This window comes from Pseudomonas sp. TMP9, from assembly GCF_037943105.1.
Lineage (GTDB): Bacteria > Pseudomonadota > Gammaproteobacteria > Pseudomonadales > Pseudomonadaceae > Aquipseudomonas.
The window spans coordinates 3,718,969-3,742,494 of record NZ_CP149803.1 but is presented as its reverse complement, the minus strand read 5'-3'; the positions used below and the strand labels follow the sequence as shown (position 1 = coordinate 3,742,494).

General features: G+C 57.5%; 25 protein-coding genes. 19 read left to right on the top strand and 6 right to left on the bottom strand.

Annotation, left to right across the window (positions count from 1 at the left end; translation table 11 throughout):
• Nucleotide 1: 1 nt before the first annotated feature.
• The 16 genes from WF513_RS17540 to WF513_RS17465 all read left to right on the top strand — a co-directional run bounded on the left by WF513_RS17540 (nt 2) and on the right by WF513_RS17465 (nt 14,165).
• Nucleotides 2–790, top strand: a complete 789-nt coding sequence (locus WF513_RS17540; protein ID WP_339080692.1) for a ParA family protein — start codon at nt 2–4, stop codon at nt 788–790.
• Between the two features lie 10 nt (nt 791–800).
• Nucleotides 801–1,673 carry a ParB/RepB/Spo0J family partition protein gene (locus tag WF513_RS17535; protein WP_339080691.1) on the top strand — a complete coding sequence of 291 codons (873 nt, stop codon included), beginning with the start codon at nt 801–803 and terminating at the stop codon, nt 1,671–1,673.
• Nucleotides 1,674–1,811: 138 nt separating this feature from the next.
• Nucleotides 1,812–2,201 carry a F0F1 ATP synthase subunit I gene (locus tag WF513_RS17530; protein WP_339083651.1) on the top strand — a complete coding sequence of 130 codons (390 nt, stop codon included), beginning with the start codon at nt 1,812–1,814 and terminating at the stop codon, nt 2,199–2,201.
• A gap of 24 nt (nt 2,202–2,225) precedes the next feature.
• Nucleotides 2,226–3,044 carry a F0F1 ATP synthase subunit A gene (gene atpB / locus WF513_RS17525; RefSeq protein ID WP_339080690.1) on the top strand — a complete coding sequence of 273 codons (819 nt, stop codon included), beginning with the start codon at nt 2,226–2,228 and terminating at the stop codon, nt 3,042–3,044.
• A 68-nt stretch (nt 3,045–3,112) separates the two neighbouring features.
• Nucleotides 3,113–3,352, top strand: coding sequence for a F0F1 ATP synthase subunit C (gene atpE / locus WF513_RS17520; RefSeq protein ID WP_339080689.1), 240 nt, complete (start codon nt 3,113–3,115; stop codon nt 3,350–3,352).
• A gap of 93 nt (nt 3,353–3,445) precedes the next feature.
• Nucleotides 3,446–3,916, top strand: coding sequence for a F0F1 ATP synthase subunit B (locus tag WF513_RS17515; protein WP_339080688.1), 471 nt, complete (start codon nt 3,446–3,448; stop codon nt 3,914–3,916).
• 12 nt (nt 3,917–3,928) lie between these two features.
• Nucleotides 3,929–4,465 carry a F0F1 ATP synthase subunit delta gene (locus WF513_RS17510; protein ID WP_339080687.1) on the top strand — a complete coding sequence of 179 codons (537 nt, stop codon included), beginning with the start codon at nt 3,929–3,931 and terminating at the stop codon, nt 4,463–4,465.
• 15 nt (nt 4,466–4,480) lie between these two features.
• The gene (gene atpA, locus WF513_RS17505; protein ID WP_339080686.1) at nt 4,481–6,025 is read left to right on the top strand and encodes a F0F1 ATP synthase subunit alpha; all 1,545 of its coding nucleotides are present in this window, start codon (nt 4,481–4,483) and stop codon (nt 6,023–6,025) included.
• A gap of 50 nt (nt 6,026–6,075) precedes the next feature.
• The gene (gene atpG, locus WF513_RS17500; protein WP_339080685.1) at nt 6,076–6,939 is read left to right on the top strand and encodes a F0F1 ATP synthase subunit gamma; all 864 of its coding nucleotides are present in this window, start codon (nt 6,076–6,078) and stop codon (nt 6,937–6,939) included.
• A 29-nt stretch (nt 6,940–6,968) separates the two neighbouring features.
• A complete protein-coding gene (gene atpD / locus WF513_RS17495; protein ID WP_339080684.1) occupies nt 6,969–8,345 on the top strand; it encodes a F0F1 ATP synthase subunit beta in 1,377 nt (458 codons plus the stop codon).
• A gap of 80 nt (nt 8,346–8,425) precedes the next feature.
• Complete coding sequence (locus WF513_RS17490) at nt 8,426–8,851, top strand: F0F1 ATP synthase subunit epsilon (protein WP_339080683.1); 426 nt, start codon at nt 8,426–8,428, stop codon at nt 8,849–8,851.
• Between the two features lie 142 nt (nt 8,852–8,993).
• Complete coding sequence (gene glmU / locus WF513_RS17485) at nt 8,994–10,358, top strand: bifunctional UDP-N-acetylglucosamine diphosphorylase/glucosamine-1-phosphate N-acetyltransferase GlmU (RefSeq protein ID WP_339080682.1); 1,365 nt, start codon at nt 8,994–8,996, stop codon at nt 10,356–10,358.
• Between the two features lie 173 nt (nt 10,359–10,531).
• Nucleotides 10,532–11,299: a DeoR family transcriptional regulator gene (locus WF513_RS17480; protein WP_339080681.1), complete on the top strand. Its 768-nt coding sequence runs from the start codon at nt 10,532–10,534 to the stop codon at nt 11,297–11,299.
• Between the two features lie 14 nt (nt 11,300–11,313).
• Nucleotides 11,314–13,149 carry a glutamine--fructose-6-phosphate transaminase (isomerizing) gene (glmS, locus tag WF513_RS17475; RefSeq protein WP_339080680.1) on the top strand — a complete coding sequence of 612 codons (1,836 nt, stop codon included), beginning with the start codon at nt 11,314–11,316 and terminating at the stop codon, nt 13,147–13,149.
• 14 nt (nt 13,150–13,163) lie between these two features.
• Entirely contained in the window at nt 13,164–13,394 is a 231-nt protein-coding gene (locus tag WF513_RS17470; protein ID WP_339080679.1) for a hypothetical protein, read from the top strand.
• 9 nt (nt 13,395–13,403) lie between these two features.
• Nucleotides 13,404–14,165 carry a YoaK family protein gene (locus tag WF513_RS17465; protein ID WP_339080678.1) on the top strand — a complete coding sequence of 254 codons (762 nt, stop codon included), beginning with the start codon at nt 13,404–13,406 and terminating at the stop codon, nt 14,163–14,165.
• Between the two features lie 112 nt (nt 14,166–14,277).
• Here the strand turns inward: WF513_RS17465 and WF513_RS17460 are convergent, their stop codons facing one another.
• Nucleotides 14,278–14,757, bottom strand: coding sequence for a DUF2314 domain-containing protein (locus WF513_RS17460; protein ID WP_339080677.1), 480 nt, complete (start codon nt 14,755–14,757; stop codon nt 14,278–14,280).
• 560 nt (nt 14,758–15,317) lie between these two features.
• On the opposite strand from WF513_RS17460, the gene WF513_RS17455 reads away from it, so the two are divergent.
• A complete protein-coding gene (locus WF513_RS17455; protein ID WP_339080676.1) occupies nt 15,318–16,985 on the top strand; it encodes a BCCT family transporter in 1,668 nt (555 codons plus the stop codon).
• 165 nt (nt 16,986–17,150) lie between these two features.
• Here WF513_RS17455 and WF513_RS17450 read toward each other — a convergent pair whose 3' ends face one another.
• Entirely contained in the window at nt 17,151–17,870 is a 720-nt protein-coding gene (locus WF513_RS17450) for a 3'-5' exonuclease (RefSeq protein ID WP_339080675.1), read from the bottom strand.
• Complete coding sequence (locus WF513_RS17445) at nt 17,870–19,741, bottom strand: DUF294 nucleotidyltransferase-like domain-containing protein (protein WP_339080674.1); 1,872 nt, start codon at nt 19,739–19,741, stop codon at nt 17,870–17,872. The genes WF513_RS17450 and WF513_RS17445 overlap by 1 nt, the downstream gene beginning before the upstream one ends.
• Nucleotides 19,742–19,916: 175 nt before the next feature.
• On the opposite strand from WF513_RS17445, the gene WF513_RS17440 reads away from it, so the two are divergent.
• A complete protein-coding gene (locus tag WF513_RS17440) occupies nt 19,917–20,480 on the top strand; it encodes a LemA family protein (RefSeq protein WP_339080673.1) in 564 nt (187 codons plus the stop codon).
• Nucleotide 20,481: 1 nt separating this feature from the next.
• Nucleotides 20,482–22,395 (top strand): DUF2207 domain-containing protein, encoded by a 1,914-nt coding sequence (locus tag WF513_RS17435; protein ID WP_339080672.1) that lies wholly within the window; start codon nt 20,482–20,484, stop codon nt 22,393–22,395.
• Nucleotides 22,396–22,534: 139 nt separating this feature from the next.
• Here the strand turns inward: WF513_RS17435 and WF513_RS17430 are convergent, their stop codons facing one another.
• The 3 genes from WF513_RS17430 to WF513_RS17420 all read right to left on the bottom strand — a co-directional run bounded on the left by WF513_RS17430 (nt 22,535) and on the right by WF513_RS17420 (nt 23,524).
• Nucleotides 22,535–22,771: a hypothetical protein gene (locus WF513_RS17430; RefSeq protein ID WP_339080671.1), complete on the bottom strand. Its 237-nt coding sequence runs from the start codon at nt 22,769–22,771 to the stop codon at nt 22,535–22,537.
• Complete coding sequence (locus tag WF513_RS17425; protein WP_339080670.1) at nt 22,768–23,106, bottom strand: GNAT family N-acetyltransferase; 339 nt, start codon at nt 23,104–23,106, stop codon at nt 22,768–22,770. Before WF513_RS17425 ends, WF513_RS17430 begins: the two co-directional genes overlap by 4 nt.
• Nucleotides 23,107–23,341: 235 nt before the next feature.
• Nucleotides 23,342–23,524 carry a DUF1289 domain-containing protein gene (locus tag WF513_RS17420; RefSeq protein WP_339080669.1) on the bottom strand — a complete coding sequence of 61 codons (183 nt, stop codon included), beginning with the start codon at nt 23,522–23,524 and terminating at the stop codon, nt 23,342–23,344.
• Between the last annotated feature and the right edge of the window lie 2 nt (nt 23,525–23,526).

The following is a 23,526-nucleotide window of genomic DNA, read 5'->3' as shown; positions in this document are numbered from 1 at the left end:
CATGGCTAAGGTATTCGCAATCGCTAACCAGAAAGGCGGTGTCGGCAAAACCACCACCTGCATCAACCTGGCCGCTTCGCTGGTGGCGACCAAACGCCGTGTATTGCTGATTGACCTTGACCCTCAAGGCAACGCGACCATGGGCAGCGGTGTGGATAAGCATGCGCTTGAACACTCGATTTACGACGTGCTGATTGGCGAGTGCAACCTAGTCGACGCCATGCAGTACTCAGAGCATGGCGGTTATCAGCTGCTCCCAGCCAACCGCGATCTAACCGCTGCCGAAGTCTCACTGTTGGAAATGAAAATGAAGGAAAGCCGCCTGCGTTATGCGTTGGCGCCGATCCGTGAGAATTACGATTACATTTTGATTGATTGCCCGCCGGCGCTGTCGATGCTGACCATCAACGCCCTCGTGGCAGCCGATGGTGTGATTATCCCGATGCAATGCGAGTACTACGCATTGGAAGGCTTGTCTGACTTGATCAACAGCATTCAGCGGATTGCCGAAATCCTCAATCCCAAGCTCAAAATCGAAGGGCTGCTGCGCACCATGTATGACCCACGCATGGGCCTGACTAACGATGTCAGTGCTCAGCTCAAACAACATTTTGGCGACAAGCTCTACGATGTGGTGATCCCGCGTAACGTCCGCTTAGCCGAAGCACCGAGCTACGGTATGCCGGCGCTGGTATATGACAAGCAATCGCGTGGCGCCATCGCCTACCTCGCGTTCGCGGGTGAACTGGTCCGTCGCCAGCGCGCCACTGCCCACACCGTAACCGCATAAGGAAATACCCATGGCTGTGAAAAAACGAGGATTGGGACGCGGTTTAGATGCCCTATTGGGCGGTACCAGCGTCAATGCCTTGCAGGAAGAGGCCGCACAGGCCGACAGCCGTGAACTGCAATACGTACCGCTTGATTTGATCCAGCGCGGCAAATACCAACCGCGCCGCGATATGGATGCGACCGCCTTGGAAGAACTGGCACTGTCGATCAAGGCCCACGGCGTCATGCAACCGATCGTGGTGCGACCAATTGGTGACGGGAGTTTTGAAATCGTCGCTGGTGAGCGTCGCTGGCGTGCCAGTCAGCAAGCGGGTCTGGATAAAATTCCCGCGATGGTTCGCGAGTTGCCAGATGAAGCCGCAATTGCCATGGCGCTGATTGAGAATATTCAACGTGAAGATCTCAACCCCATCGAAGAAGCCATGGCCCTGCAGCGGCTGCAGCAAGAGTTTCAGCTGACTCAACAGCAAGTAGCCGATGCAGTGGGTAAATCACGCGTCACCATCAGTAACTTGTTGCGCCTGATTGCCCTGCCGGAAGAAATCAAAACCTTGCTGTGCCACGGCGATCTGGAAATGGGCCACGCCCGCGCCCTGCTGGGTTTGCCCGCGGAACAGCAAACCGAAGGTGCGCGGCATGTTGTCGCACGAAGCCTTACGGTGCGCCAAACAGAAGCACTGGTGCGCCAGTGGCTGAACAGCAAAGAAAAGCCGGCAGCGGTGGTTAAAGCCGACCCGGACATTACCCGCCTGGAACAGCGCCTGGCTGAGCGACTAGGCTCACCGGTGCAGATCAAGCACGGGCAGAAAGGTAAAGGCCAGTTGGTGATCAGCTACAGCTCACTGGATGAACTGCAAGGCGTACTGGCCCACATTCGCTGAAACAATTGCCCATGTAGTAATGCGCACACCAGCACTACAGCACGGTTGATCGATATCAACGCTGCACCTATACTCGCCGCGCTGTTTTTGTGCTTCAAGTTAGTTATTTTTTGCAGCTTGAATCGGAGCGTTGCTGGCTTGGCTATTCGTAACAAGACGCCGTTCACTCAGCAACCTGGCTTTCCTGTTCTACTTTTACAGGCGGGTGTTGGCTTGCTGGTGAGCATGCTGTTTGTTATCAGCAAGGGCCAAACAGCAGGTTACTCTGCACTACTGGGCGGTTTGATCGCCCTGCTACCGAACGCGTTTTTTGCATACAAAGCCTTTCGTTATTTTGGTGCGCGTTCGACGAAAGACATTGTTCTGTCCATCTGGTCTGGAGCGATGGGTAAGTGGATTTTGACAGCAGTGCTATTTGCACTGGTGTTTGTGGGCATCAGGCAGTTGGATATGGCGGTGCTGTTCGTCGCGTACCTACTGGCCGTGGCGGCAGCCGCCAGCGCACCACTGCTGATAAAAAATTTCTGAAGCATTAGAGCGTTTGAGGCGTTTATGGCAAACACCCCGTCAGAGTACATCCAGCACCACCTGCAAAACCTTGTCTATGGCGAGCATCCGGAAAAAGGCTGGATACTGGCCCAAACTCCAGAAGATGTAGCGCAAATGGGCTTTTGGGCTGTCCATGTGGACACCTTGGGCTGGTCGATATTCATGGGTCTGATTTTCCTTGGATTGTTCCGCCTCGCGGCGACTAAGGCCACTACCGGTGTTCCCAGTGGTCTACAAAACGTCGCGGAAATGGCCATCGAATTCGTTCAAGGCATTGTCAAAGATACCTTCCACGGCCGTAACAATCTGGTTGCACCACTGGCACTGACCATCTTTGTGTGGGTGCTGCTGATGAACAGCTTGAAGTGGATTCCAGTGGATTACATCCCTGGGGTCGCCTCGCTGCTGGGCCTTGAATACTTCAAGATTGTGCCGACAGCGGACCCGAACGGTACGTTTGGCATTGCTCTGGGCGTGTTCATCTTGATTATCTTCTACAGCATTAAGGTAAAAGGTGCGGGTGGCTTCACCAAGGAGCTTGCGTTCACGCCGTTCAATCACTGGGCGCTGATCCCCTTCAACCTTTTTCTCGAAATCATTGGCCTGCTGACTAAGCCTTTGAGTTTGGCCCTGCGACTGTTCGGCAACATGTATGCCGGCGAAGTGGTGTTCATCCTGATCGCGTTGCTGCCCTTCTATCTGCAATTCGGGCTCAATGTGCCATGGGCGATCTTCCATATTCTGGTGATCCCGCTGCAGGCATTCATTTTCATGGTGCTGTCGGTGGTGTATCTGAGTGCTGCGCACGAAGACCATCATTAATAGCAATGTGATGCCAGTAACCTGTTCAACACTAAACCTTTAACTTCTGAAACTCTGGAGCTTTATTTATGGAACTCGTCTATATCGCTGCTTCCCTCATGATCGGTCTGGGCGCACTTGGCACTGGCATCGGTTTCGCACTGCTGGGCGGCAAGCTGTTGGAATCCACTGCTCGTCAACCTGAGCTGGCTCCGATGCTGCAAACCAAAACCTTCCTGATGGCCGGTCTGCTCGACGCCGTTCCGATGATCGGTGTTGGTATCGCGATGTACCTGATCTTCGTTGTTGCTCCGGCTGCTGGTGCTTAATCACTTTCCAGTGTGATGCGGGATTTGCCTGTGCGAATCCCCATGGCTGCGAAATTGACACCGCTCTAACGAGATAGCACGAGGTAAATCGCTGTGAACATAAACCTGACTTTGTTCGGTCAAACGATTTCCTTCGCTATTTTCGTCTGGTTTTGCATGAAGTTCGTATGGCCGCCGTTAACCAGCGCCATGCAAGAACGCCAGAAGAAAATCGCCGAAGGTCTGGACGCTGCAGGACGCGCTGAGCGTGATCTGCACCTTGCCCAGGAACGCGCGGCTAAATTACTGCGTGAAAGTAAAGAGCAGGCCAGCGCCATCATCGATCGTGCGAATAAAACCGCCAATGTGATCGTTGAAGAAGCCAAGACTCAGGCTCGCACCGAAGGTGAGAAACTGATTATCGGTGCTAAGGCCGAGATTGATCTGGAAGTGAACCGTGCCAAAGATCAACTGCGTGCCCAAGTAGCTGCATTGGCGCTAGTGGGTGCTGAGAAGATTCTTGAATCTTCGATTGATGGCGCAGCGCACAATGAATTGGTCGCAAAACTGGCCTCCCAACTCTAAGCGAGGCAAGCGATGATCAATACCATTACGCTTGGTCGGCCTTACGCCAAAGCCGCTTTTGAGTTTGCCAGTACCGCTGGCCAAGCTGATGCTTGGTTGGCGATGTTGTCGTTTTCCGCTGCCGCCGTGCAGACCCCGGAAGTGGCGCAACAACTGGGTAACCCAGCGCTGACCAGCGAGCAGAAGGTCAAAATGCTTGCCCAAATGTGCAGTGGTTATGTTGATGACACATTCATCAGCTTCCTCTCCACGCTGAGCAGCAACGACCGTCTGTCGCTACTTCCGGTCGTGCTTAAGCAATTCACCGTTTTGAAAGCTGAAGCTGAAAGTACCCTCGATGTTGAGGTGCAAACAGCCTTTGAGCTCACTGCGGAACAACTACAAACCTTGGCTGCCGCGCTTTCCAAGCGGCTTGCTCGGACTGTCCAACCCAAGCCGGTTGTCAATGCTGCCCTTATTGGCGGTTTGTTGATCCGCGCAGGTGACCTGGTCATCGACAGTTCGGTACGCGGCAAATTGAACAAGCTGGCCGAAGCGTTGAAATCCTGATTTGAGGGAACTGGCATGCAGCAACTGAATCCTTCCGAAATTAGCGAAATCATCAAGCAGCGCATTGGCGCGCTGGATGTGACCGCTCAAGCCCGTAATGAAGGCACCATCGTCAGTATTTCTGACGGTATCGTGCGCATTTACGGCCTCGCTGACGTGATGTACGGCGAGATGATTGAATTCCCTGGTGGCGTTTTTGGCATGGCACTGAACCTGGAGCAAGACTCCGTGGGTGCAGTTGTTTTGGGTGCTTACACCACCCTGGCTGAAGGCATGAGCGCCAAGTGCACCGGCCGTATCCTTGAGGTTCCGGTTGGTCCGGAATTGCTCGGTCGCGTTGTTGATGCATTGGGTAACCCGATTGATGGCAAAGGCCCAATCAACGCTCAAGCTACCGATGCCGTTGAGAAAGTTGCTCCGGGCGTGATCTGGCGTAAGTCGGTCGATCAGCCAGTGCAAACCGGTTACAAATCGGTCGATGCCATGATTCCGGTTGGCCGCGGCCAGCGTGAGCTGATCATCGGTGACCGTCAGATCGGTAAAACCGCTCTGGCCATCGACGCCATCATCAACCAGAAGAACAGCGGCATTAAGTGCGTCTACGTAGCCATTGGTCAGAAGCAGTCGACCATCGCTAACGTGGTGCGCAAGCTGGAAGAAAACGGCGCGTTGGCTAACACCATCGTCGTTGCGGCTTCCGCGTCCGAATCCGCTGCGCTGCAGTTCATTGCACCGTACGCCGGTTGCACCATGGGCGAATACTTCCGCGACCGCGGTGAAGACGCGCTGATCGTTTATGACGATCTGTCCAAGCAAGCCGTGGCTTACCGCCAGATTTCCCTGCTGCTGCGCCGTCCGCCAGGCCGTGAAGCCTACCCAGGCGACGTGTTCTATCTCCACAGCCGTCTGTTGGAGCGTGCATCACGCGTATCCGAAGAGTACGTAGAGAAGTTCACTAACGGCGCCGTTACCGGTAAAACTGGTTCGCTGACCGCTCTGCCGATCATCGAAACTCAGGGCGGTGACGTTTCCGCATTTGTTCCAACCAACGTGATCTCGATCACCGACGGTCAGATCTTCTTGGAATCGGCCATGTTCAACTCGGGCATCCGTCCTGCGGTGAACGCCGGTATTTCGGTATCCCGCGTAGGTGGTGCTGCCCAAACCAAGATCATCAAGAAGCTGTCCGGTGGTATTCGTACCGCTCTTGCTCAGTACCGTGAATTGGCTGCATTTGCCCAGTTCGCCTCTGACCTGGACGAAGCTACGCGTAAACAGCTTGAGCATGGTCAGCGCGTTACCGAGCTGATGAAGCAGAAGCAATATGCGCCGATGTCCATCGCCGACATGTCTGTGTCCCTGTATGCCGCCGAGCGTGGTTTTCTGCAGGACGTAGAAGTGAAGAAGGTAGGCACTTTTGAAGCAGCGCTGCTTGCCTACTTCAACCGTGATCACGCCGCTTTGATGGCGAAGATCAACGAGAAGGGTGACTTTAACGACGAGATCGATGCGGGCCTCAAAGCCGGTATCGAGAACTTCAAAGCCACCCAAACCTGGTAACCGCAGCGGGGGTTGATTAACCCCCGCCTGCTTGAACCAAAAGGTGTGAAATGGCAGGCGCAAAAGAGATTCGCAGTAAGATCGCGAGCATCAAAAGCACGCAGAAGATCACGAGCGCCATGGAGAAAGTGGCGGTCAGCAAGATGCGCAGGGCTCAATCGCGCATGGCTTCTGGTCGTCCCTATGCCGAGCGTATCCGTCAGGTTATTGGCCATTTAGCCAACGCCAACCCGGAGTACCGCCACCCATTTATGGTGGAGCGCGAAGTTAAGCGCATCGGTTATATCGTGGTTTCGAGTGACCGTGGTCTGTGTGGTGGTTTGAACACTAACCTGTTCAAGGCATTACTGAAAAATATGGCCGAATGGCGTGAAGCCAAGGTGCAAACAGATTTCTGCGTAGTGGGTGGCAAGGGCGCAAGCTTCTTCCGCAGCTACGGCGGTAATGTGGTTGCAGCAATTAGCAAATTGGGTGAAGAGCCTTCACTCAATGACCTGATCGGCAGTGTCAAAGTCATGCTTGACGCCTATGGCGACGGCCGCATTGATCGCCTTTATCTGGTGTCGAACAAATTCGTCAACACCATGACGCAAAGGCCGGAAGTGCAGCAATTGCTGCCGCTGGCCGCGACCGAAGAAGAAGGCATGCAAAAGGGGCTGTGGGATTATCTCTACGAGCCTGATGCGCAGTCACTGCTGGATAGCTTGATGGTTCGCTTTATCGAATCCCAGGTGTATCAGGCCGTACTGGAAAACAATGCGTGCGAACAGGCAGCCCGGATGATCGCCATGAAGAATGCCACCGACAACGCCGGTGACCTGATCAGTGGTTTGCAGCTGGTCTACAACAAGGCGCGTCAGGCAGCGATCACCCAGGAAATTTCGGAAATCGTCGGCGGCGCTGCCGCGGTTTAAGAACGGTTCAAATATTCGAGGAACCAAAGATGAGTAGCGGACGTATCGTTCAAATCATCGGCGCCGTTATCGACGTGGAATTTCCGCGTGATCAAGTGCCGAATATTTATGAAGCGCTGAAAGTAATTGGCGCTGAAACCACCCTCGAAGTTCAGCAGCAGCTGGGCGACGGCGTGGTCCGTACCATTGCGATGGGTTCGACCGAAGGCCTCAAGCGTGGCCTGAACGTCGATAGCACTGGCGCAGGCATCCAAGTGCCGGTCGGAGTGAAAACTCTGGGCCGTATTATGGATGTACTGGGCAACCCGATCGACGAAGCGGGCCCGATTGGCGAAGAAGAGCGTTGGGGCATTCACCGTCCTGCGCCGTCCTACGCTGAGCAGGCCAGCTCCAACGAACTGCTGGAAACAGGCATCAAGGTTATCGACTTGGTTTGCCCGTTCGCCAAGGGCGGTAAGGTTGGTCTGTTCGGTGGTGCCGGTGTCGGTAAAACCGTAAACATGATGGAACTGATCCGTAACATCGCTATCGAGCACAGTGGTTATTCTGTGTTCGCCGGTGTGGGTGAGCGTACTCGTGAGGGTAACGACTTCTACCACGAGATGAAGGATTCCAACGTTCTCGACAAGGTAGCGCTGGTTTACGGTCAGATGAACGAGCCACCAGGCAACCGTCTGCGCGTCGCACTGACCGGCCTGACTATGGCCGAGAAGTTCCGCGACGAAGGCCGCGATGTGTTGTTCTTCGTGGACAACATCTACCGCTACACCTTGGCCGGTACTGAAGTATCCGCACTGCTCGGCCGTATGCCGTCGGCAGTGGGTTACCAGCCGACTCTGGCCGAAGAAATGGGCGTTCTGCAAGAGCGTATTACGTCGACTAAGACCGGCTCGATCACTTCGATCCAGGCTGTATACGTACCTGCGGACGACCTGACTGACCCAAGCCCGGCGACCACCTTCGCCCACTTGGACGCCACCGTTGTACTGTCCCGTGACATCGCCTCCCTGGGTATCTACCCAGCAGTTGATCCACTCGACTCGACGTCGCGCCAGTTGGACCCAATGGTGATTGGTCAAGAGCACTACGACACCGCCCGCGGCGTGCAGTATGTGCTGCAGCGCTACAAAGAGCTGAAAGACATCATCGCAATCCTGGGTATGGATGAGCTGTCTGAAGAAGACAAGCTGCTAGTAGCCCGTGCCCGTAAGATCCAGCGCTTCCTGTCCCAGCCGTTCTTCGTGGCCGAAGTCTTTACCGGTTCGCCGGGTAAGTACGTCTCCCTGAAGGACACTATTGCTGGTTTCAGCGGCATTCTTAACGGCGACTATGACCACCTGCCAGAGCAGGCGTTCTACATGGTCGGCGCGATTGAAGAAGCCGTCGAAAAAGCCAAGAAGCTGTAATCGGTGCGCCCGGTGACGGGCGCTCACGGTCTTTTTGAACACTTAAGAGTGTGCGATCAGGCCGAAACGTGAGGTTAGATATGGCCATGACAGTCCATTGCGATATCGTCAGCGCTGAGGGAGAAATCTTCTCCGGCCTGGTGGAAATGGTGATCGCACACGGCAACTTGGGCGACCTGGGTATTGCGCCCGGTCACGCGCCTTTGTTGACCGACCTTAAGCCAGGTCCGATTCGCTTGATCAAGCTGGGCGGTGAAGCTGAGGTATTTTACATCTCCGGCGGCTTCCTTGAAGTTCAGCCGAGCCTGGTAAAAGTGCTTGCCGATACCGTGCAGCGTGCTGCCGATATCGACGAAGCTGCTGCTCAAGAAGCCCTCAAGGCTGCTGAGAAAGCATTGCACGAGAAGGGTGCGGAATTCGACTACGGTTCTGCCGCTGCTCATCTTGCTGAGGTTGCAGCCCAGCTGCGTACCGTCCAGCAACTGCGTAAGAAGTTCGGCGGGTAACACCGACACTTCATCGCCAGCGAGTAAAAGGGTAGCCTTGGCTACCCTTTTTCTTTGCCTGTCATTTAGCAGGTATCCCGGATGTAATTCGGGACGATCACCCCCGGATTTAATCCGGGCTACTCAATAGGATCTGCCCTCCATGTCGCTCGATATCGTTATTCTCGCCGCCGGCCAAGGCACCCGCATGCGCTCAGCCTTACCCAAGGTTCTGCACTCGGTTGCCGGTAAAGCCATGCTCGGCCATGTGATCGACACCGCCCGTCTGCTGAAACCGCAGGGCATTCATGTAGTAATCGGGCATGGTGCAGAGTTAGTGCGTGAGCGCCTTGCGGCAGATGACCTGAATTTCGTGCTGCAGAGCGAGCAGCTTGGTACGGGTCATGCTGTGGCTCAAGCGTTGCCAGCGTTGATGGCCGAGCGTGTGCTGATTCTCTACGGTGATGTGCCGTTGATCGAAGTGGAAACCCTGCAGCGTCTGCTGCAACAGGTCAGCGAGCAGCAGCTGGGGTTGTTGACGGTCAACCTGCAAGACCCGACGGGCTATGGCCGCATCGTCCGCGATGAGCTAGGCGTGGTGAAGGCCATCGTTGAGCACAAAGATGCCAGCGCCGAGCAGCGGCTGATCAGTGAAGGCAACACCGGTATTCTTGCCGTACCGGGCAAGCGCCTGGCTGACTGGCTCGGCCGCTTGTCCAACAGCAACGCCCAGGGTGAGTATTACCTGACTGACGTGATTGCCATGGCCGTGGCTGACGGTCTGGTTGTGGCCACCGAGCAGGCGGCTGATGAGCTGGAAGTGTTGGGTGCCAACGACCGCATTCAGCTGGCGCAACTGGAGCGGCATTATCAATACCGCGCCGCGCGCAAGTTGATGGTGCAGGGCGTCACGTTGGTTGACCCCGCCCGTTTCGATCAGCGCGGCGAGGTCACCGTTGGCCGCGACATATCGATTGATATCAACGTGATTCTCGAAGGCCGGGTGGTCATCGAAGATGGGGTACAGATTGGGCCGAACTGCGTGATCATTAACAGCACCCTGCGTAAGGGCGCGATCATCAAAGCCAATAGCCATTTGGAAGGCGCTGATGTGGGTGAGGGTGCGGATTGCGGTCCATTTGCGCGGCTGCGACCTGGCTCGGTGTTAAGTGCCAAGGCCCATGTGGGTAACTTTGTTGAGTTGAAGAACACCACCTTGGGCGAAGGCGCTAAAGCTGGCCATCTGAGCTACCTGGGCGACGCTCAGGTCGGCGCACGGAGCAACATCGGCGCCGGCACCATCACCTGTAATTACGACGGTGCCAACAAGTTTAAAACCGTGCTCGGTGAGGATGTATTTATCGGCTCCAACAGTGCTTTGGTTGCACCCGTGGCCCTCGGTGACCGTGCGACCACCGGCGCCGGCTCGGTGATCACCGGTGACGTACCGGCTAACACCTTAGCGGTCGGCCGCGCTAAACAGCGCAATATTGAAGGCTGGAAGCGCCCGGTAAAGATTAACAAGTGATGCCGTAGATGGGCTGAGCGTGGCGATACCCATGCTTACGAGCGCTGGGTTTCGCCGCTTCGCGATTCGCCTACGCGGCCCGCCCATCCTACACATTCCATCGGTTTTCCTCTTGACGAAGACGTCTCGTTAGGTTTTGATTCGCACCTGTATCTTTCGAATCGAAACTTAGCATGTCGAAACGCAACACCCCGCAACGACGCCATAGCATTCTTGCCCTGCTCGCTGAGCAAGGTGAGGTGAGTGTGGATGCCTTGTCGAAAGCTTTCGCCACCTCTGAAGTAACCATTCGCAAAGACCTCGCCGCATTGGAAAAGAGCGGCCTGCTGCTGCGTCGCTACGGCGGTGCGGTGCCGATGCCCCAGGAACTGATCAGCGATATCCAGCCGATTTCACAGTACAAATACGCCATCGCTCGCGCCGGTGTGGCGCTTATCCGCGAGCACGCACGGATCATCATCGACAGCGGTACCACTACAGCGGCGATGATTCCTCAGCTCGGCTATAAGCCCGGCTTGGTAGTCATGACCAATTCGATGAACGTGGCCCGCGCCATCAGCGAACTGGAACATGAGCCGGTGCTGCTGATGACTGGCGGTACGTGGGATCCGCATTCCGAATCCTTCCAGGGCCAGGTGGCTGAGCAGGTGCTGCGCTCGTATGACTTTGATCAGTTGTTTATCGGTGCCGATGGCATCGACCTAAGCCGAGGCACCACCACTTTTAATGAATTGCTCGGCCTAAGCCGGGTTATGGCAGACGTGGCCCGTGAAGTGGTGGTGATGGTTGAGAGCGACAAAATAGGCCGCAAAATTCCTAATTTGGAGCTGCCTTGGAGCGGTATCCATACCCTGATAACCGACGAGCGCCTCGATAACGAGGCCCGTGACCAATTGACCAAGCGCGGCATCAAGCTGATCTGCGCTGCTGTAGAAGCCTGAGCTGAGGAGAATATATGTGTGGGATCGTAGGTGCAGTCGCCGAACGTAATATCACGGCCGTGTTGGTTGAAGGCCTTAAACGCCTGGAATACCGCGGTTACGACAGCGCCGGCGTGGCGTTATTGAACGACCAAGGCGTGCTGCAACGCAGCCGTCGGGTCGGTAAAGTCAGCGAATTAGCCGCTGCGCTAAGCGAAGCACCGCTGGCCGGTCGCTTGGGCATTGCGCACACCCGCTGGGCGACGCACGGCGTGCCCAGCGAGCGTAATGCGCACCCGCATTTCTCCGGTGACGAGCTCGCCGTGGTGCACAACGGCATCATCGAAAACTATGAAGAACTGCGTGCTCAACTGCAGGGCTTAGGTTACGTGTTCAGCTCGGATACCGACACGGAAGTGATCGTGCATCTGCTCGCTGAGATTCAGAAAACTCAGCCAGACTTGACCCTCGCTCTCAAACAAGCGGTCAAGCAACTGCAGGGTGCCTATGGCCTGGCCGTGATTTGCGCCAAGCAACCGGACCGTTTGCTCGCTGCGCGCAGTGGCAGCCCGTTGGTGATCGGCTTGGGCTTAGGTGAGAATTTCCTCGCGTCCGACCAGCTGGCTCTGAGGCAAGTCACCGACCGTTTTATGTACTTAGAAGAAGGCGACATTGCTGAAATTCGTCGTGACAGCGTACAGATATGGGATGTATCGGGTCAGCCGATTGAGCGCGAAAGCGTGCAATACCATGAAGGTGCTGAGGCCGCTGAAAAAGGCGAGTACCGGCACTTTATGCTCAAGGAAATCCATGAGCAGCCCAAAGTCGTGCAACGCACCCTCGAAGGCCGCTTAGGCACTGACCACGTTCTGGTACAGGCCTTCGGCCCGCAGGCCGCCGAGCTGTTTGCCAAGGTGCGTAACGTGCAAATCGTTGCCTGCGGTACCAGCTATCATGCCGGTATGGTGGCGCGTTACTGGCTAGAAGGCGTAGCGGGGATTCCCTGTCAGGTCGAAGTGGCCAGCGAGTTTCGCTACCGCAAGGTGGTGGTGCAGCCGGATACATTGTTTATCAGCATCTCGCAATCCGGTGAAACAGCCGACACTTTGGCGGCTCTGCGTAACGGTAAAGCGCTGGGTTACTTAGCCAGCCTGGCGATTTGTAACGTCGGCATCAGCTCGCTGGTGCGCGAATCTGACCTGTGCCTGCTGACCCTGGCTGGCCCGGAAATCGGTGTGGCTTCGACCAAGGCGTTCACCACTCAGCTGGTTGCGCTGATGCTGTTGACCCTGTCTCTCGGTCACGTGCGCGGCACACTAGATAAAGCCCTAGAAGCCGAGTTGGTGGAAGAGCTGCGCCGCCTGCCGACCCGCCTCGGTGAAGCGTTGGCCATGGACAGCGTGGTGGAGAAGGTGTCCGAGCTGTTCGCTGAAAAGCATCACAGCCTGTTTCTTGGCCGTGGTGCGATGTACCCGGTGGCCATGGAAGGTGCGCTTAAACTTAAGGAAATTTCCTATATCCATGCCGAAGCCTACCCAGCCGGCGAGCTTAAACATGGCCCGTTAGCGTTGGTGGACAGCGATATGCCGGTGGTCACCGTCGCGCCCAATAACGAGCTGCTGGAAAAACTCAAATCGAACCTGCAAGAAGTGCGCGCCCGCGGCGGCGAACTGCTGGTGTTTGCCGATGAGCAAGCGGGTATGCGCAACGGCGAGGGCACCCATGTGGTGAACATGCCGCACATCCACGACGCGTTAGCGCCGATTCTGTACACCATTCCGCTGCAATTGCTGTCTTACTACGTGGCCGTGCTCAAAGGTACCGATGTTGATCAACCCCGTAACTTGGCTAAGAGCGTAACCGTTGAATAAACAAGGGCTGGCGCATGCAGCGTGAAGAGATAAAAGTTAAACAGTCGCAAGGCGCGTTTTTTGATACTCACATCATCGTCAACCCAGCCAATACTCGGGAGTGGATCGTGCTGTTGAAGAAAGGCGCAGGCACCAGTTTTTTCTTAGTCGACCAGCAGGAGCAGGTGGAGTCCTTCGCTGATCTAAATGGCCTGATCGAAGAACTGCGGCTACTTGGCATCAAAGGCGCAGAGATTCATCTCTGAGGATCAACGATGTCCATTCATTATGCGAGAAGCCTGACCGGTCGTGAGCGCACTGCTGCGGCCAACCGGCATCTGGGGTTTACCCTGGCCTTTGTCGCCGGGGCGATTAACGCGGGTGGTTTTCTCGCGGTGCAGCAATACACCTCGCACATGACCGGCATCGTTTCGGCCATGGCCGACAACATTGTTCTGGGTACGTATGACCTGGTGTTGGGTGGTCTTGGTGGCCTGCTGTCGTTTGTCTTGGGCGCTGCATGTTCGACGGTGATGGTCAATTACTCGCGCCGCCGCCAGTTGCACAGCGAATACGCGTTACCGCTCATGCTGGAGGCGCTGCTGCTGCTGTGTTTCGGCTTTCTTGGGGCGACGCTGGCGACGATCACAGGTCTGTTTGTGCCGCTCACAGTGATGCTGTTGTGTTTCATCATGGGCCTGCAAAATGCGCTGATTACCAAACTCTCCAAGGCCGAAATCCGTACCACGCATATCACCGGCATCATCACTGACATCGGTATTGAACTGGGCAAGATGCTGTACTGGAATCATAGCCGTAACCCCGATATTGGCCGGGTAATATCCGATCGCCAACGCTTGCGGGTATTGAGCCTGCTGACCTGCTTTTTTTTCTCAGGTGCTGTGATCGGCGCGCTGGGTTTTAACTACCTGGGGTACATCTCCACCGTACCACTGGCCCTGCTGCTGGTGCTGCTAGCAGCCATGCCGGCGCTGGACGATGCGCGGGTGTTAATACGCTGGCTGTTGCGCAGGTAGATCAGCCAACAGCCGCCGCTGTTAGTTCGTTAAAGAATCGCAACCGGCAGCGGTGTGTGTCGCTGACTGGACAAGTAAGATTAAAGGATGAGGACGTTACCCAGCTGGCGGTTCAGCAGTCAAAGCCATGCTCGCGGCGGTAAAACTCCACCTGTTCGGCAGGCATTTCTTTAAACAGCGCGCAGACAGTAAAGCTTCCGACTTGGCGGTCGTTCTTGAGGTAACCCCAGTCCGTGATTTGCTCACGGTTAAAGCGCAGTTGTTGTCCCCAGCTGACGCTTTTAACAATGCGTGGCTCGTTGGCCACTTCACCGATAAAGCCTCGGTCAATGGGGCGAAAATGGATGATCCAGAAGGTTTCAATACCATTACTGTCCTCGACCATGACCTGCACTTTGAAGTCACGGGTATTGGCGGGTGGCTTGGCAGCTAGGGTGAGAAACTCGCTCAGACCCGCCTGAGCTTGGCGCACAGCCGCTGAGACGGTTGGGTTTTGGCGATCGGAGGTGACCACTTCATCGGCATCACGCGCGCCGGCGTTAAACGCAGTCATAGCCAGCGCGAGCGAAGCAATCAGAGTGGCCCTAGGCATATTCATCCTTGGTAGCCATAGCCGAGCCTCAGGTTCTCAGGTACAGCGCGTGACAGGGACCGTCACCTTAGTGATTCACTGTTGAACTAGACAAGCCAAGCTTGCTTAGGCTGTCGATTGATCGGCTATTCAGCGGGCTTGTATACCCAATAACGCCTCTAAACCTGACCCAAGTGGTTAACCCGAGCGTTGATTTTCTGCTGCAGCAAAGCGCAGTGCCAGTAACGGCTCCTCTGACTGTTTACGCTGATGCCGCTATCCGCAGTTCGTCGAGCACGACACGTGCAACGCGAGGGCCGCTTGCCTCTCAGCACTGGCGCAAGGGCAGCAGCGTCTACCCAGTCGAGCGGTAAGGTCCTCGGGGCGTCAAAAAATCTGACTTAGGGGATTTAAAAAACCGTAAAGCCAACGGTTATGTCCGCCAACATTGGGGCATCGCCGGCACGTATGGGTGATGGCTGCTACCCTATAGCCCGACAATTGCCGGTTTGGTGGTTGTTCGAGTAGGGCAATCCTGTCCTTGTGCGCGCTACGCGTGCCACACGTCAAAGGAGTCCCTAATGGGTCAGAACTCTCCACCTGAAACGCCTGCGCAACCAGCAACGGCATCTTACGACGGCATTCCGGCCCCTTCCGGCGAAGCCAATCTGATCGATACCGATTATGTGATTGGTCAAGACAACATCAAAGGTCAGTTCTTATTTGCCTTGGATATCCACGGCAAGGTTTTCACTATTTCGGCACTCACGGTGTTGCTGTTCGTGGTGCTTACCTTGGCCCTGCAGAACCATGTGGAGCCTTTGTTTAGTGCCATTCGTGGCTGGATCACCGGCAACCTGTCTTGGTTCTTTATTGGTTCGGCGAATATCTTTGTCCTGCTGTGCCTCGGCCTGATCGTCTCGCCATTGGGCAAGGTCCGGCTCGGCGGTAAGGACGCCACAGCGGATTACAGCTACACCGGCTGGTTTTCCATGTTGTTTGCGGCGGGAATGGGCATCGGCCTGATGTTCTATGGCGTGGCCGAGCCGATGTCGCACTTCTCGGCGGCCATGGATGGTGTCAGCGTGGGTGCCGACGGAGTTCGCACCGATTGGGCACCCCTGGCTGGCGCTGCCGGTGATGCTGAGGCGGCAGCGCGCCTGGGCATGGCGGCGACCATTTTCCATTGGGGCCTGCACCCTTGGGCGATTTACGCGATTGTAGCGCTGGCGCTGGCGTTGTTCTCGTTTAACAAAGGCTTACCGCTGTCGATGCGCTCGATCTTCTACCCGATCCTCGGGGAGCGGGTGTGGGGCTGGCCTGGGCATATCATCGATATTCTCGCCGTATTCGCCACCCTGTTCGGCCTCACGACATCCCTTGGTCTGGGTGCCGAACAAGCGGCGGCAGGTTTGGATCAACTGTTCGGCATTGCCGCCACAGACCTGAGCAAGGTCTTGCTGATTATCGGCATCACCGGCATCGCCCTGTTGTCAGTGCTGGTTGGCTTGGATAAAGGCGTTAAGCGCCTGTCTGAACTGAACATGGGCCTGGCGATCCTGCTGTTGTTGTTTGTCATCATCGCCGGCCCGACGCTGGCCATCATTACTGGCTTCTTCGACAACCTCGGCGCCTACCTGCAATACCTGCCGGCGCTGTCTAACCCGATTGCCCGTGAAGACGCCAATTTCAGCCAAGGCTGGACGGCTTTCTACTGGGCATGGTGGATCAGCTGGTCACCGTTTGTGGGCATGTTTATCGCGCGGGTCAGCCGTGGCCGTACGGTGCGTGAGTTCCTGATTGCGGTGCTGCTGGTGCCTTGCTTAGTGTCGGTGTTGTGGATGACAGCCTTTGGCGGAACTGGCATTAGCCAGCTAGTCGGCGACGGCTTTACCGGCGTGCAGGAGGCCGCCCTGGAGCTGAAGTTGTTTGCCATGCTGGCGCAGTTACCGTTGGCGCAGATCAGCTCGTTTGTCGGCATTGTGCTGGTGATCGTGTTCTTCATCACCTCGTCGGACTCCGGTTCGCTGGTGATCGACACCATCACCGCCGGCGGCAAGGTCAATGCACCGGTACCGCAGCGGGTATTCTGGGTGATTACCGAGGGTGTGGTGGCCATTGCCTTGCTGCTGGGTGGCGGACTGGTCGCCTTGCAGGCCATGGCAGTGTCGACCGGTTTACCGTTCACCCTTGTGTTGTTGGTGGGCTGTATCTCGATCGTCAAAGGCTTGATGAGCGAACCGCGCTGATACCCGTTGTTAAGCATGACAAGAGCGCGCCTTCGGGCGCGTTTTTTTAGGTCCGTATGGTTGGTGTGCAGCAACAGGCACCTTTAAGGCGCAGGCTCGCCGGCGATACGTTGCCTCCCTCACCTTCTTGCGGCAGAGCCTAGCAAAGCGGCTACCGCTGCTGCCTTAACTCCACAACTCACCCACCGGCGTTTGCGCCGAGTAGTGCGTGGCCACTTGTGCTTGCAGTAACTCAGCGGTGGCCAGCGCATCAGTCAATGCGTGGTGCGCGCCATACAGCGGTAGGCCGTAACGCAAACGGCTGTCGGCCAGACGAATCGATACCGGCTCGCGCCGCAGCAAGCGCTCCCACCAGCTCGGCTGGCGATGCAGGCGAGCCTCCAGTTGCATGGTATCGATCACCGGGAACTGCAAACCGTCGCCGAGGTGCTGGCGCACTGCCTGATCGAGAAAATTACGTTCGATAGTGCGGTAATGCACCACCATAACCTTACCGGCCATGGCTGTGAGCAGTTCGTCGAGGATCTGCCCCAAGCGCGGCGCGTGGCGGATGTCTGAGTGGGTGATGTGGTGAAAGGTCACCGACTCACTGCTCAGCTCACTGGCCGGTTTAACCACCCAATACAGCGCGTCGCCACAACGGATGCGGCGCAGGGTGCACGGCACTAGGCCGAGGCTGACGATGGCGTGTTGGTGGGCGTCAAGGCCGGTGGTTTCCACATCCAGGGCCATCAGCGGCACGTGTTCCAGCGGCGTGTCGGGGCTGACTACGCCGGCCTTGTAGAACGCCTGCAAGCGAGGGTTTTGCGTGATGCTGGCAAGCCGGGCGAACTGTTCAGCCCAGTCGAACGGGGCGTTGGCGGCTGACGCGGTAGGGCGCGTCATCAAAGCTTGCCCGGCTGCGCGGGGTAGCGGAAGCGTAGAAACTTTTGCGCGTTGCTCAATACCTGAAAGGCTTCCTTGAGGTTGTGTCGATCACTGGCCGAGACTTTCTCTGGCTCGATGTAGTTGCCCGGCTCGCGGCCTTCGCTCAGCGCATTGGCCTGATGGCGGATGCGCACTCGGCTGAGAAACTCCAGGGCGTAGCGCAGTTGGCTGATGGCCTCGGGTTGCAGCAGTTTGGTTTTGGCGATGGCGTCGAGGCGCTCCAGCGAGTTCTGTGCCTTGCTGCCGCACGCCAGCGCGTGCACGCGGATCAAGTCGGTGAGCGGTGCGGTGCCGCGGCCCTTGAGGTTGATGATGTGTTTCTGCTGGCCGTCAGTTTCCATCACGAAGGTGCGAAAGAAGCCCAGTGGCGGTGTGCGATTCAACGCGTTGCGGGCCAGGGCGGCGAGGAAGGCTGGGGCGTTGCTGGCTTTTTCCGCGAGCAGATCTTTGAGGTTTTCCGCCAGCTCGATTTCACCGTGCACGCCGTCGAGGTCAAAGAAGATGCAGCTATTGAGCAGGGTTTGCGGGTTGGGCCGGTCGATCCACTGGCTGAAATAACCGCGCCAGACCTTGAGCGGCTGCCGCCACTGCCGATTAGTGGCCATGATCCCGCCCTTGCAATAGGTGTAGCCGCAGGCAGCGAGGCCGTCGCTGACAAAGGTGGCCAGCTCGGCAAAGTAGCCGTCATGCAGGTCAGGGTCGAAGCGGTCATCGAGAATCAGCGCATTGTCTTGGTCGGTCACCACCAGTTGTTCATCGCGGGCCATGGAACCGGCGGCGAGGAAGCAATAAGGCACCGGCGGTGGGCCGAGTTTTTGTTCGGCCAATTCCAGCAGGCGCTGAGTGAAAGCCCGGCCGATGCCTGCCATGGCGCTGCCGATCATGTGCGCGGTGGCCTGTTCGTTGGCCATGCGCACGAAGGTGCCGCGCAGGTCGGGCAGCAGGCTTTGCAGACCGGCGACATCGGGTTGGTTGAAGATCGAATTGACCAGATACAGGCTGCTCTGCGACTCGTAGCGGATGATGTCGGAGAGGTTGATCATGCCCACGGGGCGGCGGCGCTGAATCACCGGCAGGTAGTGGATGTTGTGACGCAACATGCTCAACATGGCTTCGAACACGCTGTCATCAGGCTGGATCGTGATGGGGTTGGGCGACATCACCTGGCTCACTGGGGTTGCTGTGTCCAGCCCAATTGCCAGCACGCGCGTGCGCAGGTCGCGGTCGGTGAGGATACCGACCATGGCAGAGCCGGCCTCAGCACCATCGAGGATCACCAACGACGATACGCTTTGCTCAGTCATCAGTTGCGCGGCTTGTTGCACCGGCGTGTCTTGGCTGGTGCAAACGGGCTGACGAGAGATCAGGGTGCGCACTTTCACCTGCATCAGGTCGCTGGCCTTACCCTGGCTTTCCACGGCGGACTTGAGCCGTGACTGCCCCTCGGCCTCGACGAAGTCGGCAAAGCTGTCGTGTTGCTCACACAGCTGGGCGAACAGCGCGGCGGGGATAAAGTAGATTAAACAGTCTTCGATGGCGCGTGCCGGGAAGCGCACTTTATTGCTGCGCAGCAAGCCGGACTGGCCGAAAATGTCGCCTTCACTCAGGCGGTTGTACAGCTCACCGTTGCGCCGGTAGATTTCCACCGCGCCGCTGCGCACGTAATGCAGCTCGTGGATGGCCGCGCCATACAAAAGGATGTCGGTGCCCGCTTTGAAATAGGCCACCTCGACCTGGCGGGTGATGCTGTCGAGGCTGTCCTCGGGCAGGGCATCGAAGGGCGGGAAGCGCTGCAGGTGGTCGCGGATCTCCAGTAACTCGATCTGCATGGGGTGCCTCGCGGTTGGCTGGCGTTGCAGGATACGGCCATCGCGGCAGGATGTCCGCCTTGCTGGCGTTACTGGGTGTGCCTGCATGCGCACTCAGCGCGGGCTACTGTCAGGGGCAGCCGAGTGATGCGCGTGATCAAGTGGGTTTTAACGGCCGGGTTAACGAGGAGTGACGATGCAAGGTACGGGGCTTTGGTGGGGCGCAGCGCTGCTGCTGTTGGCGGGGGTGACGATTTATTACTACAACCGCCTGGTATTTAACCGTGCGCGGGTGGCCGAGGCGTGGAGCGGCATCGATGTGCAGCTCAAGCGCCGCGCCAGCTTGATTCCGGCGTTGGTCGAGTGCGTGCGCCAGTACATGGACTACGAGCAGGCCACCTTGCAGGCGCTGGTGCAGGAGCGTGTGCGTGCGCTGCAACTGGCTGATTCACCGCTGGACCAGCGCGCGCCGGTGGAGGCGCACGTGAGCAGCCAGCTGCGCCAGCTGTTCGCATTGGTCGAAAATTACCCAGCGCTCAAGGCTGACGGCCAATTTCTTGACCTGCAACGTACCCTCACGGAGGTCGAAAATCATATTCAGATGGCCAGGCGTTACTACAACGGCGCCGTACGTGAACTGAATGTGCGGGTCGAGTCGGTGCCGAGCAACCTAGTGGCGCGCACGTTTGCTTTTACCTCGGCCGAGTACTTTAGCCTGGATGACCCACTTGACGCCCAGTCGCCAAAAATGGAGTTTTGACATGCTGCGCGTCATACGTTTAGCGCTGTTAAGCCTATGCCTGCTGCCAGTGTGGGCGACTGCCGCCGAGGTGATTGAGGACTTTGCCGTCACCCTTCAGGTGCAGCCGGACGGCACTCTGCTGGTGATTGAGCGCATTACCGTGCAGGCCGAGGGTGAGCAGATCAAGCGGGGGATCTACCGTGATCTGCCGGTCAGCTATGAACGGTCTCTGGGCTTGCATACGAGTGGACCCATTACGTTGCTTGGCGTCACCCGTGATGGCACGCCAGAGCGTGTCCGCACCGAGCGCAACGGTGCGTGGGTGCGTTATTACCTGGGTTCCGCAGACCACGTGTTGAAGTCGGGGCGCTATCGATACGAGCTGCGTTACCGAGTTGAGCGGCAGTTGCTGCATCACGTCGATAGGGACGAGCTGTACTGGAACGTCACCGGTAATCAATGGGTGTTGCCGATTCTTCGGGCCTCGGTCGAGGTTAAGTTGCCGCCGGGTGCGCGGATCGGCGATCTGGCGGCCTACACCGGAGCCGACGGTGAGCAGGGTAAGGCCTACGAGGTGCTTCAGCAGCGCAACGACACCCTGCGTCTGGCGACCACGCAAGCCTTGCCGGCCTACCACGGTTTGACGGTGGCGGTGGATTGGCCGGCGGGCTGGGTGGTGCGCCCTAGCATGCTGCAGCGCGGTAGCGATGTGCTCTGGGATAACCTCGGCCTTTGCCTGGGCGTGCTGCTGTTAGTCGGCCTGGTGATTTTTTATCTGCGTGCTTGGGTTCGGGTCGGCCGCGACCCCGAGGAAGGCCTGATCATTCCGCTGTTCGAGGCTCCACGGGGCATGAGCGCGGTGCAGGCCGGCTATCTCTGGCATCGCGGGCTGAAGGGCCGCTATCAGGATGCGCGGGCATTCAGTGTGTGGCTCACCGATATGGCCATCCGCAAGCACCTGCATATCGAAGACCAGCCGCGCGGCGACGGGTTTACCTTAGCCCGTGGCACGGGTGAGCGGGACGACTTCAGCGCGGCTGATCGTGACCTGCGTAAACGCCTGTTCCCGGCCAACAAAGCAGGCATCGCGCTGCACATTGGCAGCGACTACGAGCCGCGCCTAGCGGATGCCGTGGTCGGGCTTAAAACCCAGCTGCAAAACCAGGGTAAGGCGTGGTTCAGCAATAACCGCGGCATCTGGACTTGGGGGCTGGTGTGGGCGGTTGTCGGCTGCTTGGTCATGGTGCTGACCGGCGCGCGCGGTGAAAGCGACATGGCCGTCGGTTTAGCCGGTGTGGTGTTCACCCTGGGCTTTGGTGTGCCGTCGTGCTTTGTGTTGCACATGGCCTGGCATCAGCCGAGTTTGGGCAAGCAGATCGGTTTGGGCCTGGTCGGCTTGATGTTTGTCTGGCCGGTGCCGGTTGGCCTGTGGATGCTCAGTGATGCCGCGTCGGTGCCGGCCTTGCTGCTGCTCTGTGTGTATGTGCTGGTGGTGGTGCTGTTCTATTACCTGCTGCCGGCGCCATCACTCGAAGGGCGGCGTTTGCTCGATCAACTGGAGGGCTATCGCGACTATCTGCAATTGGCGGAACGTGATGCGCTGGCCCTGGCCGGCAATGCCTCGGCGATGAGCATCGCGCTGTACGAAAAACACCTACCCTACGCCATGGCGTTGGGCGTGGAGGATAAGTGGAGTGCACGCTTTAGCACTGCATTGGCCAGCGGGTTGATCGACCCGGCGCAGCGTGACTATCAACCCGACTGGTACCACAGCCGCAGCAGCTTCAGCACACCGCTAGCGATGAGTGCCGCCTTGGCTGCTGGGCTAAGCAGTGCTACGGCGCTGGCCTCATCACCGCCGTCGAGCAGTTCATCGGGTGGCGGAGGCTCATCCGGTGGCGGTTCGTCTGGCGGTGGCGGCGGTGGTTGGTAGGGCGCGGGTTAGCTTTTGTAGGCGCGGGGGCGACCAGTTATTGCCCGCGATGCTTTTGATCAGCAAATGTCGCCAGATCGCCAGCGAGCTGGGTCCTACTTGGGCTGGATTCGCGTCGTCCACGACCAACCTTAGGGACCTAAGGCTTTCGAGTTTCCTGCAGCTTGGCCAGCAAGGCTTCACTTTTTGCCAACTGCTCGGCTTCGCTGAGCTGCGGGTTCTCCAAGACGCTGTCGAGCTGTTCGATCAACTCGCTCTGCCGGTTGATGCGTTCATCCAACTTCTCTAGTTTGCGCTGGTTGCGCCAGCTCCACAGCGCCAAGGCGCAAGCGGCCAGCACCACGGCGGTCAGCACGATCATCGTCAGGGTATTCATAACGGCTCCAGAGTTTTTCCCATCAGCATGCGCGGCAAAATAACAGCGTCGCGCACCACCGTCTGTGCCTGCTCCGCAGAAAATCCCTGGCCAGCAAAAAACGCCTGAGCCACCAGGCGGGCTTCGGTATGCAGCTCGCGCACACCCGTCGCCCGCAGACGCTGCTCTGCAGTGGCATACAAGGTGCTGGCGACCCCTTGGCGGGCACAGCCCGGTGCGGTAAACAGCAGATCAATATGCCCATCCAGGCTAAAGCCGATAAAGCCGGCGATAGTCTGGTCTTCTTCTGCGATAAACAGCTCAAGTGACGCCAAACGTGTTTGCCAGGCGGGCATGTCCGCAACCTTGGTAGACCAGGCCTGACGCTGCGCTGCGTCGTAGTGTCTCGGTGGTCAACTGGCTCACCGAGGCCTGAAACAGCGTGACGATGGCGGGCAGGTCGTGAGGTTGGTAGGGCCGCAGATAGATCAAAGGGGTTCGGCGCCTCTGTCGATGTGAATGCTCAGTATTGTCAGCGTGCGGCGGCGCATTGCTCAAGGTGATTGAGTCGCTCTGGATTGCAGAACCCGCTCAGGGTTTCTTCTTGTTCAGACTTTTCAGGCGTTGGCTGGCGCGTTGCACGGCGGCCATCTTTTCCGGGCGCTTCATGCGCTTCCACTGTTTGATCTCAGCCTTGCTGCGCCCGCAGCTCAGGCAGAGGTCGCCGCTCAACTGGCAGACGGAAATACAGGGGTTCCCAATCTCTTTAGCCATGC

Excerpts from the sequence above, each read along its gene's own strand:
- WF513_RS17465 (WP_339080678.1), top strand. The coding sequence starts at position 13,404 with ATGTCCATTCATTATGCGAGAAGCCTGACCGGTCGTGAGCGCACTGCT.
- WF513_RS17480 (WP_339080681.1), top strand. The coding sequence starts at position 10,532 with ATGTCGAAACGCAACACCCCGCAACGACGCCATAGCATTCTTGCCCTG.
- WF513_RS17430 (WP_339080671.1), bottom strand. The coding sequence starts at position 22,771 with ATGAATACCCTGACGATGATCGTGCTGACCGCCGTGGTGCTGGCCGCT.
- atpB (WP_339080690.1), top strand. The coding sequence starts at position 2,226 with ATGGCAAACACCCCGTCAGAGTACATCCAGCACCACCTGCAAAACCTT.
- WF513_RS17450 (WP_339080675.1), bottom strand. The coding sequence starts at position 17,870 with ATGACGCGCCCTACCGCGTCAGCCGCCAACGCCCCGTTCGACTGGGCT.
- WF513_RS17420 (WP_339080669.1), bottom strand. The coding sequence starts at position 23,524 with ATGGCTAAAGAGATTGGGAACCCCTGTATTTCCGTCTGCCAGTTGAGC.
- atpA (WP_339080686.1), top strand. The coding sequence starts at position 4,481 with ATGCAGCAACTGAATCCTTCCGAAATTAGCGAAATCATCAAGCAGCGC.
- WF513_RS17435 (WP_339080672.1), top strand. The coding sequence starts at position 20,482 with ATGCTGCGCGTCATACGTTTAGCGCTGTTAAGCCTATGCCTGCTGCCA.
- atpG (WP_339080685.1), top strand. The coding sequence starts at position 6,076 with ATGGCAGGCGCAAAAGAGATTCGCAGTAAGATCGCGAGCATCAAAAGC.
- WF513_RS17440 (WP_339080673.1), top strand. The coding sequence starts at position 19,917 with ATGCAAGGTACGGGGCTTTGGTGGGGCGCAGCGCTGCTGCTGTTGGCG.
- atpE (WP_339080689.1), top strand. The coding sequence starts at position 3,113 with ATGGAACTCGTCTATATCGCTGCTTCCCTCATGATCGGTCTGGGCGCA.
- WF513_RS17510 (WP_339080687.1), top strand. The coding sequence starts at position 3,929 with ATGATCAATACCATTACGCTTGGTCGGCCTTACGCCAAAGCCGCTTTT.
- WF513_RS17535 (WP_339080691.1), top strand. The coding sequence starts at position 801 with ATGGCTGTGAAAAAACGAGGATTGGGACGCGGTTTAGATGCCCTATTG.
- WF513_RS17445 (WP_339080674.1), bottom strand. The coding sequence starts at position 19,741 with ATGCAGATCGAGTTACTGGAGATCCGCGACCACCTGCAGCGCTTCCCG.
- atpD (WP_339080684.1), top strand. The coding sequence starts at position 6,969 with ATGAGTAGCGGACGTATCGTTCAAATCATCGGCGCCGTTATCGACGTG.
- WF513_RS17470 (WP_339080679.1), top strand. The coding sequence starts at position 13,164 with ATGCAGCGTGAAGAGATAAAAGTTAAACAGTCGCAAGGCGCGTTTTTT.
- glmS (WP_339080680.1), top strand. The coding sequence starts at position 11,314 with ATGTGTGGGATCGTAGGTGCAGTCGCCGAACGTAATATCACGGCCGTG.
- WF513_RS17490 (WP_339080683.1), top strand. The coding sequence starts at position 8,426 with ATGGCCATGACAGTCCATTGCGATATCGTCAGCGCTGAGGGAGAAATC.
- WF513_RS17455 (WP_339080676.1), top strand. The coding sequence starts at position 15,318 with ATGGGTCAGAACTCTCCACCTGAAACGCCTGCGCAACCAGCAACGGCA.
- glmU (WP_339080682.1), top strand. The coding sequence starts at position 8,994 with ATGTCGCTCGATATCGTTATTCTCGCCGCCGGCCAAGGCACCCGCATG.
- WF513_RS17540 (WP_339080692.1), top strand. The coding sequence starts at position 2 with ATGGCTAAGGTATTCGCAATCGCTAACCAGAAAGGCGGTGTCGGCAAA.
- WF513_RS17460 (WP_339080677.1), bottom strand. The coding sequence starts at position 14,757 with ATGCCTAGGGCCACTCTGATTGCTTCGCTCGCGCTGGCTATGACTGCG.
- WF513_RS17425 (WP_339080670.1), bottom strand. The coding sequence starts at position 23,106 with ATGCCCGCCTGGCAAACACGTTTGGCGTCACTTGAGCTGTTTATCGCA.